The sequence below is a fragment of the Rhodopseudomonas pentothenatexigens genome (assembly GCF_900218015.1).
In the GTDB taxonomy this organism is placed as follows: domain Bacteria; phylum Pseudomonadota; class Alphaproteobacteria; order Rhizobiales; family Xanthobacteraceae; genus Rhodopseudomonas; species Rhodopseudomonas pentothenatexigens.
On sequence record NZ_UFQQ01000006.1, the window covers coordinates 34,558 to 47,870 of the forward strand.

Consider the following 13,313-nt stretch of genomic DNA (forward strand, 5'->3'; position numbering starts at 1 on the left):
AGCTATTACGCTGCGGTCTCTTGCAATGATGGTTATAACCTATAACAATGCGCCCCAAAGGCCGATTGAAGCCGACCAAAGGGAGTGAAGCTCGATGAGGAAGACTCTGCTCGCGCTGCTGCTTGCCGCCAGCGTGACGCCGGCGCTTGCGCAGGACAAGACCGTCAATTGGAAGGTCTCGTTGTGGGTGCCGCCGGCCCATCCGCTGGTGCCGGCCACCAAGGCCTGGGCCGAGGACATCCAGAAGGCGTCCGGCGGCACCATCCGGATGACCGTGTTCCCGTCCGAACAGCTCGGCAAGGCGTTCGACCATTACGACATGGCGCGCGACGGCATTGCCGACGTCACCTACGTCAATCCCGGCTATCAGCCCGGCCGCTTCCCGATCGTCTCCGCCGGCCAGCTTCCGTTCGTGTTCAAGGACGGCAAGAAGGGCACGCTGGCGCTGAACGAGTGGTACCACAAATATGCCCCGACCGAGATGAAGGACACCAAGCTGTGCTTCGCCTTCATCCACGATCCGGGCGCGTTGCACGGCAAGAAGAAGGTGCTGCTGCCGTCCGATATGAGCGGCCTGAAGGTGCGGCCGGCGCAATCCACCATCGGCGAAATGGTGAAGCTGTTCGGCGGCACCAACGTCCAGGCCTCGGCGCCCGAATCGCGCGACGCGCTGGAGCGCGGCGTCGCCGACGAGATCACCTTCCCGTGGGGCTCGGTGTTCCTGTTCGGCATCGACAAGGTGGTCAAGTATCACATGGACGTGCCGCTCTACACCACGGTGTTCACCTACAATATCGGGCTGAAGGCCTACAACGCACTGTCGGACGCACAGAAGAAGATCATCGACGATCACTGCACGCCGGAATGGGCCTCCAAGGTCACCGACCCCTGGACCGATTTCGAGGCCAACGGCCGCACCAAGATGAAGGCGTTGAAGGACCATGAAGTCTATCCGCTGACCGACGCCCAGCTCGCCGAATGGAAGAAGGCGACCAAGCCGCTGCGCGACAGCTGGGCCGAGCAGGTCAAGAAGTCCGGCGGCGACCCCGCTGCGATCGAGGCCGAGCTGCAGAACGCTCTGAAGAAGTACGACGCGGGGTTGTGAGCTTCTCCGCGGTCATTCCGGGATGCGCGCATCGCGCGCAGACCCGGAATCTCTGACCCACGATCGAGATTCCGGGTTCGCTCGCTGCGCGAGCGCCCCGGAATGACGTTTCATCGTGACTGACGCAGTCGCAACGATCGAGCCCCGATGATTTCCCCTCCCGACGACAAGCTTCGTGATCGGCTGCCTGGCGCGCTGACGACGCGGCGCTTCGCCAGCGACGGCATGGACCGTTTCATCGACGCGATCGAATGGATCGCCGCGTTCTTCGTCGGCATCGTCGCGCTCAACACCTTTCTCGCGGTGTTCATGCGCAAATTCTTCGCGGTGACGATCCCGGACTACTACAATTTCGGGCAGTTCATGCTCGGCGTGCTGATCTTCTGGGGCATCGCGGCGACCAGCTATCGCGGCAGCCACATCACCGTCGATCTGCTGTGGGCGGCGGCGTCGCCGCGCTGGCAGCGCATCATCGACATCTTCGCCACGCTGGTGCTGCTGTTCGTCGTCACCGTGCAGACCTACACGCTGTTCGACAAGGTGGTGACCACCAGGGCCGACCACATCGTCACCATGGATCTGCAGATCCCGATCTGGCCGTTCTACCTGCTGGCTTGGCTCGGCGACGTCTCCGCCGTGCTGCTGATCGCGATCCGAACCTTCCGGCTGATCTTCCATCCGGAGCAGATGCGCGAAGTGCGCATGAAGCCGGTGGAGTAGGGCTGCGATGCTGAGCAACGAAACAGTCGCCGTCATCGGCTTCGTCACTTTGTTCGTGCTGATGCTGCTGCGCGTGCCGGTCGGCATGGCGATGGGCCTCGTCGGCGTCGCCGGCTTCGGCTATCTCACCGGCTTCGAGCCGGCGCTGAAGCTGGTCGGCCAGACCACGATGCGCACCGTCACCGACTATTCGTTCGGGGTGATCCCGATGTTTCTGCTGATGGGCGCGTTCGTGTCCGCGTCGGGCATCAGCCGCGAACTGTTCCGCGCCGGCAACACCTTCGTCGGGCATTGGAAGGGTGGCCTCGGCATCGCCACCATCGGCGCCTGCGGCGGCTTCGCGGCGATCTCCGGCTCCTCGGTCGCGACCGCGGCGACGTTCTCGGCGGTGGCCTATCCGGAGATGCGCCGCTACGGCTATCCGCAGTCGTTCTCCACCGGGGTGATCGCGGTCGGCGGCACGCTCGGAGCGATGCTGCCGCCGTCGACCGTGCTGGCGGTGTACGGCATCATCACCCAGCAGGACATCGGCAAGCTGTTCATCGCCGGCATCCTGCCGGGGCTGCTCGCGATCGTGATGCATATGATCACGATCTGGATCATCGGCGTGGCGCGGCCGGGCTTCCTGCCGGCCGGGCCGAAGAGCTCGTGGAGCGAGCGCCTCGCCGCGTTCCGCGACGTATGGTCGCCGCTGCTGCTGTTCCTGTTCGTGATCGGCGGGCTGTACGGCGGGTTCTTCATTCCGACCGAGGCCGGAGCGGTCGGCGCGGTCGGCGCCTTCCTGATCGGGGTGGCGCGCGGCAAGCTGAACCGCGACGGCATCCTGCAGTCGCTGCTGCAGGCGACGCGGACCGCGGCCGCGGTGTTCACCATCCTGATCGGCGCGATCTGCTTCGGCTATTTCCTCACCATCACCCAGACCCCGCAGCACATCACCGAGTTCCTGACCGGGCTGGGCATCGGACCGTACGGCGTGCTGGCGCTGATCCTGCTGATGTACCTCGTGCTCGGCTGCGTGATGGACGCGATGGCGATGGTGATCCTCACGGTGCCGATCGTGTTTCCGCTGATCACCGCGCTCGGCTTCGATCCGATCTGGTTCGGCATCGTCATCGTGATGACGGTCGAGCTCGGCCTGATCTCGCCGCCGGTCGGCATGAACGTGTTCGTCATCAAGAGCGTGATCAAGGATGTCAGTATGTCGACGGTGTTCAAGGGGGTGGCGCCGTTCGTGATCACCGACCTGATCCGGCTGATGATCCTGATCGCATTCCCGATCATCGCGGTCTGGCTGCCGATGCGGATGATCGGGTAGTTCGAAGACGCCGTCATGGCCGGGCTCGTCCCGGCCATCCGGGTCTTTGCTGATCATCGACGCCGCAAGACGTGGATGCCCGGCACAGGGCCGGTGACGACCAAAATGGATGGATGCGATGACCCCGACCCTCGAAACCAAATACGCCTTCACCATCACCGCGCGGATCGGCGAGGTGACGTCGGTCGGCGAGATCGGAACCGGCGTGCGCCGGATCATTCCGATCCTCGGCGGCGAGGTGAAGGGGGAGGGGATCAACGGCCGAGTGCTGCCGTTCGGCGCCGATTTCCAGATCATCCGCCCGAACGAGCTGATCGAGCTGGAGGCCAAATATGCGTTCGAGACCGACGACGGCGCGGTGGTCTATGTCGAGAACGTCGGCATCCGGTTCGGGCCGGTCGAACTGTTGCAGAAGCTGAAGCGCGGCGAGCCGGTCGATCCCAAGCAGATCTATTTCCGCACCCGGCCGCGGTTCGAGACCGGCCATCGGAACTATCAGTGGCTGATGCAGCATCTGTTCATCGGCTCTGCCGCCCGCCACGCCGACCGCGTCGTGATCGACGTGCATCAGGTGTTGTGAGGCCACCTTCCTAACCTCTCCCCGCCTTTTGCGGGGAGAGGTCGACCCGGCGGAGCGCAGCGGAGCCGGGGCGGGTGAGGGGCCTGGCACTGAGGCTCGACGGGAAGGGCCCATTCGGTCGCTCCGGCGAGCCTTTCTGTTATCACTGCGGATGTGGGTACGCAGTGCCCGGCCCCTCACCCCAACCCTCTCCCCGCAGAAGAGCGGGGAGAGGGGGCGGGCGCGCTTGCTGGCTGCGCTGCTGTGCCACGCCGCAGGCGCCACATCCAGCGGCAGCCGTTGATGAGCCTCAGTCCCCCGCTTTTACACGGCAATGCCGATTGACGCCGGGCTCGAGTGATTGTTATGATCTATAACTATTCTGCACAGGACGTAATAAGTGCTCACAGGAAACGCTCAGGCCGCGACCCTCGCGGACCCCTCGACGCTTGTCGTCGACACCGTCGGCCCTGTGCTGACGATCGGTCTCAATCGCCCAAAAAAGCGCAACGCCCTCAATGACGGGCTGATGGCGGCGCTGAAGGACTGCCTTACCGAGATTCCGGACGAGATCCGCGCGGTGGTGATCCACGGCCACGGCGATCACTTCTCCGCCGGCCTTGATCTGTCCGAACTGCGCGAGCGCGACGCCACCGAGGGGTTGGTGCATTCGCAGACCTGGCACCGGGTGTTCGACAGAATCCAGTATTGCCGGGTGCCGGTGATTGCGGCGCTGAAGGGCGCGGTCATCGGCGGCGGGCTCGAGCTCGCCTGCGCGGCGCATATCCGAGTCGCCGAGGCGTCAGCCTACTATGCACTGCCGGAAGGCAGCCGCGGCATCTTCGTCGGCGGCGGCGGCTCGGTGCGGCTGCCGCGGCTGATCGGCGTGGCGCGGATGGCCGACATGATGCTGACCGGCCGGGTGTACTCCGCCGCCGAGGGTGTGGTGCACGGCTTCTCGCAATATCTGATCGAGGCCGGCTCGGCCTACGACAAGGCGCTGGAGCTCGCCAATCGGGTGGCGCAGAATGCGCCGCTGACCAATTTCGCGGTACTGCAGGCGCTGCCGATGATCGCCGAGGCCAATCCGCAGACCGGCTTGTTGATGGAATCGCTGATGGCGACGGTGGCGCAGAGCGACCAGGAAGCCAAGACACGGATTCGCGCTTTCCTCGATCACAAGACCGCCAAGGTTCGGCCGAGCTGATATGGAGCCGTGATGGACGCCATGACCGATCCCGTTGCATTCGCCGCCAATGCCGCCGGGCGCGAGGCGGCCCATCCGCTGCGCGACATCTCGTTCGGCGAAATTGGTATCGCCACCGAGCGCAGGCCGGATGGCACGATCTATGTGCGCTCGACCACGACGCTCACCGACTACCCGGTGCGGATCACCGACCGGCTGCATCACTTCGCCGAAGCTGCACCCGATCGGGTTTTCATGGCCGAACGCGACGGCGAGGGCGGCTGGCGCAGGATCAGCTACGCCGAGATGCTGCGCGCCGCGCAGGCCATCGCCTCGGCGCTGATCGCGCGCGGGCTGTCGGCGGAGCGGCCGGTGATGATCCTGTCCGGCAATTCGATCGACCATGCGATGGTGATGTTCGGCGCGCTGTATGCCGGCGTCGCGATGTGTCCGGTGTCGCCGCCGTATTCGCTGGTCTCCAAGGATTACGGCAAGCTGCGCCACATCGTCGGGCTGCTGACACCGGGCCTGATCTTCGCCGACGACATCACCGCGTTTGCGCCCGCGATCCTTGCCACCGTGCCGGCAGAGGTCGAACTCGCCGCGACCCGCGGCACGGTCGATGGCCGCAAGGTGACGTCGCTCGCCGAACTGCTGGCCACGCAGGAGCATCCCGAGCTTGCCGCCAGGCACGAGGCGATCGGCCACGACACCATCGCCAAGTTTCTGCTGACCTCCGGGTCCACCGGCAATCCGAAGGCGGTGATCAACACTCAGCGGATGATCTGCGCCAACCAAGTGATGATCCGCGAGGCGATGGCGTTCCTGAAAGACGAGCCGCCGGTGATCGTCGACTGGCTGCCGTGGAATCACACTTTCGGCGGCAATCACAATATCGGGCTGACGCTGTTCAACGGCGGCTCGATGTATATCGACGACGGCAAGCCGACGCCGGCCGGCATCGCCTCTACCATCCGCAATCTGCGCGAGATCGCGCCCACCGTGTACTTCAACGTGCCGAAGGGCTACGAGTCGTTGCTGCCGGTGCTGCGGGAAGACCAGCAGCTGCGCAAACTGTTCTTCAGCCGGCTGCACGCGATGTTCTTCTCCGGCGCGAGTCTGGCGGCGCATGTCTGGAACGGGCTCGACGAGGTCGCTGTGGCCGAAACCGGTGCGCGGGTGCCGATGCTCACCGGCCTCGGGGCCACCGAGACCGCGCCGTTCTTCATGTCGGTGACGCCGCAGACCAGTCGGTCGGGCCATGTCGGTCTGCCGGTGCCCGGCAATGAGGCCAAGCTAGTGCCGAACAACGGCAAGCTCGAAGTCCGCGCCAAGGGCCCGAACATCACCCCCGGCTATTGGCGTGCGCCGGAGTTGACCGAGAAGGCGTTCGACGAGGAGGGCTTCTACAAGCTCAACGACGCGCTGAAGCCGGTCGATACCAATGACCTCTCGCGCGGCTTCGATTTCGACGGCCGCATCTCCGAGGACTTCAAGCTGGCATCCGGCACCTGGGTCAGCGTCGGCCCGCTGCGTGCCAAATTCATCGCCGCCTGCGCGCCTTTGGTGCGCGACGTGGTGATCGCCGGGCTCGACCGCGACTACGTCACCGCGCTGGCGATCCTCGATCCGGACGGTTGCAAGCTGATCAACGCCACGCTGCCGCTCGACGATCTCGCCGGCATGGCGACCGATGATCTGATCCGCGACGCGTTCCGTGAGCGCTTCGCCGCGCTGCTGCCGCAGGCGACCGGCTCGTCGAACCGCATCACCCGTGCGGTACTGCTCGGCGAACCTCTTTCAATCGACAAGGGCGAGATCACCGACAAAGGCTCGGTCAACCAGCGCGCCGTGCTCGAACATCGCGCCGGCCTGATCGCCGACCTCTATGCCGAGCCACCGCCGGACCATGTGATCGCGCTGGAGTAGCGGATGCGAAACTCAGCGTTCGTCATTCCGGGGCGCCGCGCAGCGGCGAGCCCGGAATCCATAACCACCGCCAGGGGATATGGATTCCGGGCCCGCGCCAAGGGGCGCCTCCCGGAATGACGAACTTGGATGTTCTTGTTTGGGATTAGCGCTACATGTTCACCAACCGCCGCGACGTGCAGATCCAGTGGGGCGATTGCGACCCGGCGGATATCGTCTACTACCCGCGCTACTTTGCCATGTTCGACGATTCCACCTCGGCGCTGTTCGTCGCCGCCGGGTGTTCGAAGCGTGATCTGATCAAGATCCATGGTCTGGTCGGAATTCCGATGGTCGACACCCGCGCCAAGTTCTACATCCCCTCGACCTATGGCGATGTGATCAGCATCGAGAGCCGGATCGAGCGGTTCGGGCGTTCGAGCTTCGAGGTGCTGCACAAGGCGTTCAAGGGCGAGCAATTGGCGCTCGAAGGCTTCGAGACGCGGGTGCTGGTCGGCCGCGATCCGGCCGAACCGGGCCGGCTGAAATCGGTGCCGGTGCCCGAGGAGGTGAAGGCCAGGTTCATGCGGGGCTGACTCGCCGCCGGTGATGCCGTAAACAGGACGATAAGATCGCGCCGAACACGGCCGATATCATAAGAGGGAGGAGGAGAACGTGACCAAGTTCAAGCTGTCCGCTGCGGCGATCGCCGTGGCCCTCGCGTTGCCGGGGCTTTCCGGTACCGCGCTCGCCGAAACCAACGAAATCACCATCGGTATCACCGTCACCACCACCGGCCCCGCCGCGGCGCTCGGCATTCCGGAGCGCAACGCGCTGGAATTCGTGGCGAAGGAAATCGGCGGCCATCCGCTCAAGGTGATCGTGCTCGACGACGGCGGCGACCCGACTGCCGCCACCACCAACGCGCGGCGTTTCGTCACGGAGTCCAAGGCAGACGTGATCATGGGCTCGTCGGTGACGCCGCCGACCGTGGCGGTCTCCAACGTCGCCAACGAAGCCCAGGTGCCGCACTTCGCGCTGGCGCCGCTGCCGATCACCCCGGAGCGCGCCAAGTGGTCGGTCGCGATGCCGCAGCCGATCCCGATCATGGGCAAGGTGCTGTACGAGCACATGAAGAAGAACGGCATCAAGACCGTCGGCTACATCGGCTATTCGGACTCCTACGGCGACCTGTGGTTCAACGACCTGAAGAAGCAGGGCGAGGCGATGGGGCTGAAGATCGTCGCCGAGGAGCGCTTCGCGCGGCCCGACACCTCGGTCGCCGGGCAGGCCTTGAAGCTGGTCGCCGCCAATCCGGACGCGATCCTGGTCGGCGCCTCCGGCACCGCCGCGGCGCTGCCGCAGACCACGCTGCGCGAGCGTGGCTACAAGGGCCTGATCTATCAGACCCACGGTGCTGCCTCGATGGACTTCATCCGTATCGCCGGCAAGGCCGCCGAGGGCGTGCTGATGGCATCCGGTCCGGTGATGGATCCGGAAGGCCAGGACGCCAGCGCGCTGACCAAGAAGCCCGGCCTCGAGCTCAACTCGGCGTATGAAGCCAAGTACGGCCCGAACAGCCGCAGCCAGTTCGCCGCGCATTCGTTCGACGCCTTCAAGGTGCTGGAGCGGGTGGTGCCGGTGGCGCTGAAGACCGCCAAGCCGGGGACGCAGGAGTTCCGCGAAGCGATCCGCAAGGCGCTGCTCACCGAGAAGGACATTGCGGCGAGCCAGGGCGTGTACAGCTTCACCGAAACCGATCGCTACGGCCTCGACGACCGCTCGCGGATTCTGCTGACGGTGAAGGACGGCAAGTACGTGATGGTCAAGTAACCCCGAAGGCCGGCGGCATCCGCCGACGTCTTGCGAAAGCCGGCTCCGCGTGGAGCCGGCTTTTTTGCTGCGCGGTCCGCTCGCGCACCGTCAACGGGGTGCTCCTGCATCGCCGAAAGTTCCGGCACGGCCTTAGCGTCGCGTTAAGGCTGATGCTTCGAATTGCGCGGAGTTAACGTGACCGGAACGCAGCCTCTGGTAGGACTACCAGGATGCAACGGACCTTGCGCGGAGAGTGTCGCGCATCGGGCCGGCGACCGGCGGCCGAAGCGGTTACGCTTCCGCGCCGGCACGACCCCAACGACGGTGACAGATGTCGAACCAGATCGTCACGCAGCATGACGCGATCCGTTACACCGCGGGCAGGGTGGCGGTCGCGGCCGGCGTGACGACGATCGTCACCATCGCCTTTCTGATCTCCGACCTCGGCACCGACTGGAGCGCGACGGTCGAGGTCGGCGCGGTGGTGAAGGCTTCGCTGCTGGTCGCGCTTGGCGTGTCGACGATCCTGTCCGGCGCGATGGCCTACCGCTCCGCGCGGCTGATGCGCCAACTGACCTCGACCCGGGCCGAACTGGTGCGGATGTCGCGCACCGATCCTCTGACAGGTCTGCTCAACCGGCGCGGCTTCGACGAGGCCGCTGCCACCAAGCTCGCGCAGGCGAAGCTCGCCGGGCAACGGGTCGTGGCGCTGATGTGCGACCTCGACCGCTTCAAGGCGATCAACGATCACTACGGCCACAATATCGGCGACCGCGTACTGGTCGAGATCAGCGGCATTCTGCGCGACTTCGCCGCGCCGCGCGGCATGCTGATCGCGCGCCATGGCGGCGAGGAGTTCGCCGGCCTGATGGTCGGCGTCAGCGACGAGGAGGCGAACGGCTACGCGCTGGAGCTGTGCCGGCTGTGCGCCACCGAGGTCGCGTGCGACGGCCGGCTGGTTACGGTGACGATGAGTTTCGGTCTGGCCGCCTATGGCGGCGGCGAACTGTCGGCGCTGATGCGCCGCGCCGATCTCGCACTGTATCGGGCCAAGGATCTCGGCCGCAACTGCGTGGTGCAGCTCGACGACGGCGACGTCTTTCCGACCGCGCCCGCCGCGCCGTCAGGCCGGGTGCGAGAAGCCGAGATAGCTCGCGACCACCGCCTCGTTGCGGGCGACCTCTGAGGCCGGCCCGTCGAGCACGAATTCGCCGAGCTCCATCACATAGGCGCGGTCGGCGATGCCGAGCGCCGCCTTGGCGTTCTGCTCCACCAGCAGCACCGACACGCCGGCATCGCGCAGCTCGCCGACGATGCGGAAGATGTCGGCGACGATGATCGGGGCAAGTCCGAGGCTTGGCTCGTCGAGCATCAACAACTTCGGCGCGCCCATCAGCGCACGGCCCATCGCCAGCATCTGCTGTTCGCCGCCGCTCAATGTGCCGGCGAGCTGCTTGCGGCGTTCCTTGAGCCGCGGAAACAGGGTGTAGACGCGCTCCTGTGACTGCGCCGCCACCGGCTTGGCGATCCGGAAGGCGCCGAGCTCGAGATTGTCCTCCACCGTCATGGTGGCGAACAGCTCGCGATGCTCGGGCACCAGTGACAGGCCGCTCGCGACGCGATCCTCGATGTCGAGCCGCGCGATATCGACGCCGTCGAACGTCACCTGGCCCTTCAGCGGCAGCACGCCCATCGCGGCGCTGAGCAGCGTAGTCTTGCCGGCGCCGTTGGCGCCGACCACGGTGACGATCTCGCGCGTCCGCACCTCCAGCGACACGTTCCGCACCGCTTCGACCTTGCCGTAGGACACCGAAACGCCGGACACCGAAAGCAGTGCGGTCATGCCAGCGCTCCGAGATAGGCCTTGATCACGTCCGGGTTGGTCTTGATCGCGTCGGGCGTGCCTTCGGCGATCCGCGTGCCGAAGTCGAGCACCACGATGCGGTCGGCGAGGTCCATCACGAAGCCCATGTCGTGCTCGACCAGCAGCACCGACATGCTGCCGGCCTTGAGCTGGCGCAGCAGCGCGGCGAGACGCTGCTTCTCCAGGTGGCGCAGCCCGGCGGCGGGCTCGTCGAGCAGCAGCAGTTCCGGATCGGCGCACAGCGCGCGGGCGATCTCGACGATGCGCTGCTGGCCGAGCGACAGGCTGCCGGCAAGCTGATCGATCTCGGCGCCGAGCCCGACCCGTTCGATCTGTCGCGTGGCCTCGGCGAGCAGCTTGGCCTCGTCGCCGCGATCGAACCGCAGCATGCTGGTGATCGCGCCGGAGCGGCCGCGCAGATGCGCGCCGATCGCGACGTTCTCCAGCACGGTCATGTCCGGCACCAGCTTGACGTGCTGGAAGGTGCGGGCGATGCCGAGCTTCACCACCTCCTGCGGCGGGGTGTTGTCGACCGGCTTGCCGTGCACTTCGATCCGGCCACCGGTGGTGGTGAGGATGCCGGTGATCAGGTTGAAGGTGGTCGACTTGCCGGCGCCGTTGGGGCCGATCAGCGCGACGATCTCGGCGGCGTTGACCTCGAACGACACATCGTTGACGGCGACCACGCCGCCGAACTGCTTTCGCGCCCGCTCGACTTTCAACAGCGGTGCGGCGGAGCTGCCCACCCGTTCACGTGCGGGCAGGCCGCCGGCCTTTCCGGTGGCGGTGCGGCGAAACTTCAGCGGAACCAGATTGGCGAGCCACGGCCACACGCCGCCGGGTGCAAGCTGCAGCAGCACCACCAGGAGGATGCCGAACACGATGATCTCGAGCTGGCCCTGGCCGCCGAACAGCAGCGGCAGATAGCCCTGCAGCACCTCTTTGAGGATGATCACGATCGCGGCGCCGAGCACGCCGCCCCAGACGTAGCCGGCGCCGCCGACCACGGCGATGAACAGATATTCGATGCCGGCCTGCGGCCCGAACGGCGTCGGATTGACGTTGCGCTGGAAGTGCGCGTACAGCCAGCCCGACAGCCCGGCCAGCACCGCGGCGTAGATGAACACCAAAAGCTTGGCGCGCGCGGTCTGCACCCCGAAGGCTTCGGCGGCGACGTGGCCGCGGCGCAGCGCGCGGATGGCGCGGCCGGTGCGGCTGTCGAGCAGGTTCATGGTCAGCACCGCGCTGATCAGCACCATCGCCCAGATCACGAAATAGATCGAATAGGGATCGTACATGTCGATCGGGCCGATCGACAGCGGCGGCACCCGCGAGATACCGTCGTTGCGGCCGAGGAAGTCGAGCTTGCTGAACAAATAATACAGCGCGATGCCCCAGGCGATGGTGCCGAGCGGCAGATAATGGCCGGACAGCCGCACCGTCATCAGTCCGAGCAGCACCGCGGCGATGCCTGCGACGACGAGCGAGGCCGGCAGCGTCAGCCACGGCGACAGGCCGTAGACGGTGGTGATGTAGGCGGTGGTGTAGGCGCCGAAGCCGCAGAACGCGGCCTGGCCGAACGAGGTGAGCCCGCCCACGCCGGTGAGCAGCACCAGGCCCATCGCGACCAGCGCCGCCAGGCCGATATTGTCGAGCAGCACGATCCAGAACGGCGGAATCCCCGGGATCAGCGGCAGCACCGTCATCACGGAGGCGAACAGGAGAACAGGCAGCCAACGCGGCATCGCGCTTCAGTCCTTCTCTTCTTCGACCGCAGGCGCGGCGAGCGAGCGCAGCACCAGCACCGGCAGGATCAGCGTGAAGACGATCACCTCCTTGTAGTTCGAGGCGTAGAACGAGGAGAACGACTCGACGATGCCGACCACGAGCGCGGCGACCGCGGTCAGCGGATAGCTCACCAGCCCGCCGATGATCGCGGCGACGAATCCCTTCAGCCCGATCAGGAAGCCGGTGTCGTAATAGAGCGTGGTGATCGGCACGATCAGGATGCCGGAGATCGCGCCGATCACCGAGGCGAGCAGGAACGCGATCTGGCCGGAGAGCGAGGTGCGGATGCCGACCAGCCGGGCGCCGAGCCGGTTGACCGCGGTGGCGCGCAGCGCCTTGCCGTAGCGGGTGAAGCCGAAGAACAGCCACAGCGCCGCCATCAGCGCCAGCGTGATGCCATACACGGCGAGACTCTGGCCGGTGAACAACAGCGGCCCGACGCTGAGCGCCACGTCGGACAGCGGCGGCCCGCGCAGGCCTTCGGCGCCGAAGAACACCAGGCCGAAGCCCTGCAGCGCCAGATGGCAGCCGACCGAGGCGATCAGCAGCACCAGAACCGAGGTGTGAGCCAGCGGCTGGAAGGCGATGCGATACAGAAACAGCCCGATCGCGGCGACGATCAGCAGCGACAGCGCGATGTTGACGGCGACGCCCGGCTTGTGTGCCGGCAGCCACGTCGCCAACGCCAGCACCACGGCGGGAAACACGATGTAGATCAGCGCGGCCCGCACCACCTTGGCAAGGTGCAGCGACTTGCGGGCGCCGAACAATTCGAAACCGAATGCGACCACACCCATCACCAGCGCAAGCTGTGCAGTGCCGGGGACGCCGCCGGCCGACAGCGTCGCGTAGGTGAGGGCGCCGAAGGTGATGAATTCGCCCTGGGGGATCAGAATGACGCGCGTCACCGCGAACACCAGCACCAGCGCCAGGCCGAGCAGTGCGTAGATCGCGCCGTTGGTGACGCCGTCCTGCAACAGGAACAGCAGAATCGTGGTGTTCACGCGAACGTCCCCTCCCGCGAAGGCGTCGTTGCACGCCTTCGTCCGCCGG

12 protein-coding genes are annotated in these 13,313 nt (G+C 66.1%); 9 read left to right on the plus strand and 3 right to left on the minus strand.

Annotated features, from left to right (window positions below; genetic code table 11):
• Positions 1 to 94 precede the first annotated feature (94 nt).
• From DWA33_RS06635 to DWA33_RS06675, 9 genes are all read left to right on the plus strand, one after another.
• Positions 95 to 1,105 carry a TRAP transporter substrate-binding protein gene (locus DWA33_RS06635; RefSeq protein WP_114357315.1) on the plus strand — a complete coding sequence of 337 codons (1,011 nt, stop codon included), beginning with the start codon at positions 95 to 97 and terminating at the stop codon, positions 1,103 to 1,105.
• A 225-nt stretch (positions 1,106 to 1,330) separates the two neighbouring features.
• The gene (locus DWA33_RS06640) at positions 1,331 to 1,825 is read left to right on the plus strand and encodes a TRAP transporter small permease (protein ID WP_114357483.1); all 495 of its coding nucleotides are present in this window, start codon (positions 1,331 to 1,333) and stop codon (positions 1,823 to 1,825) included.
• A gap of 10 nt (positions 1,826 to 1,835) precedes the next feature.
• The gene (locus tag DWA33_RS06645; protein WP_114357484.1) at positions 1,836 to 3,140 is read left to right on the plus strand and encodes a TRAP transporter large permease; all 1,305 of its coding nucleotides are present in this window, start codon (positions 1,836 to 1,838) and stop codon (positions 3,138 to 3,140) included.
• A 118-nt stretch (positions 3,141 to 3,258) separates the two neighbouring features.
• On the plus strand, positions 3,259 to 3,720 hold the full coding sequence (locus DWA33_RS06650; protein ID WP_114357485.1) for a DUF3237 domain-containing protein: 462 nt from the start codon (positions 3,259 to 3,261) through the stop codon (positions 3,718 to 3,720).
• Positions 3,721 to 4,099: 379 nt separating this feature from the next.
• Entirely contained in the window at positions 4,100 to 4,906 is an 807-nt protein-coding gene (locus DWA33_RS06655) for a crotonase/enoyl-CoA hydratase family protein (RefSeq protein ID WP_114357316.1), read from the plus strand.
• Between the two features lie 12 nt (positions 4,907 to 4,918).
• Positions 4,919 to 6,814, plus strand: coding sequence for a feruloyl-CoA synthase (locus DWA33_RS06660; protein WP_114357317.1), 1,896 nt, complete (start codon positions 4,919 to 4,921; stop codon positions 6,812 to 6,814).
• A gap of 155 nt (positions 6,815 to 6,969) precedes the next feature.
• Positions 6,970 to 7,389: an acyl-CoA thioesterase gene (locus tag DWA33_RS06665; protein ID WP_114357318.1), complete on the plus strand. Its 420-nt coding sequence runs from the start codon at positions 6,970 to 6,972 to the stop codon at positions 7,387 to 7,389.
• Between the two features lie 79 nt (positions 7,390 to 7,468).
• On the plus strand, positions 7,469 to 8,626 hold the full coding sequence (locus DWA33_RS06670; RefSeq protein WP_114357319.1) for an ABC transporter substrate-binding protein: 1,158 nt from the start codon (positions 7,469 to 7,471) through the stop codon (positions 8,624 to 8,626).
• A gap of 313 nt (positions 8,627 to 8,939) precedes the next feature.
• The gene (locus DWA33_RS06675; protein ID WP_114357320.1) at positions 8,940 to 9,794 is read left to right on the plus strand and encodes a GGDEF domain-containing protein; all 855 of its coding nucleotides are present in this window, start codon (positions 8,940 to 8,942) and stop codon (positions 9,792 to 9,794) included.
• Here the strand turns inward: DWA33_RS06675 and DWA33_RS06680 are convergent.
• From DWA33_RS06680 to DWA33_RS06690, 3 genes are read right to left on the minus strand one after another with little or no spacing between them, the layout of a single operon-like run.
• Positions 9,732 to 10,451, minus strand: a complete 720-nt coding sequence (locus DWA33_RS06680) for an ABC transporter ATP-binding protein (RefSeq protein WP_114357321.1) — start codon at positions 10,449 to 10,451, stop codon at positions 9,732 to 9,734. The two genes, DWA33_RS06675 and DWA33_RS06680, sit on opposite strands and share 63 nt — an antisense overlap.
• Positions 10,448 to 12,217, minus strand: coding sequence for a branched-chain amino acid ABC transporter ATP-binding protein/permease (locus DWA33_RS06685; RefSeq protein WP_114357322.1), 1,770 nt, complete (start codon positions 12,215 to 12,217; stop codon positions 10,448 to 10,450). Before DWA33_RS06685 ends, DWA33_RS06680 begins: the two co-directional genes overlap by 4 nt.
• Before the next feature lie 6 nt (positions 12,218 to 12,223).
• Positions 12,224 to 13,264, minus strand: coding sequence for a branched-chain amino acid ABC transporter permease (locus DWA33_RS06690; protein ID WP_167443137.1), 1,041 nt, complete (start codon positions 13,262 to 13,264; stop codon positions 12,224 to 12,226).
• Between the last annotated feature and the right edge of the window lie 49 nt (positions 13,265 to 13,313).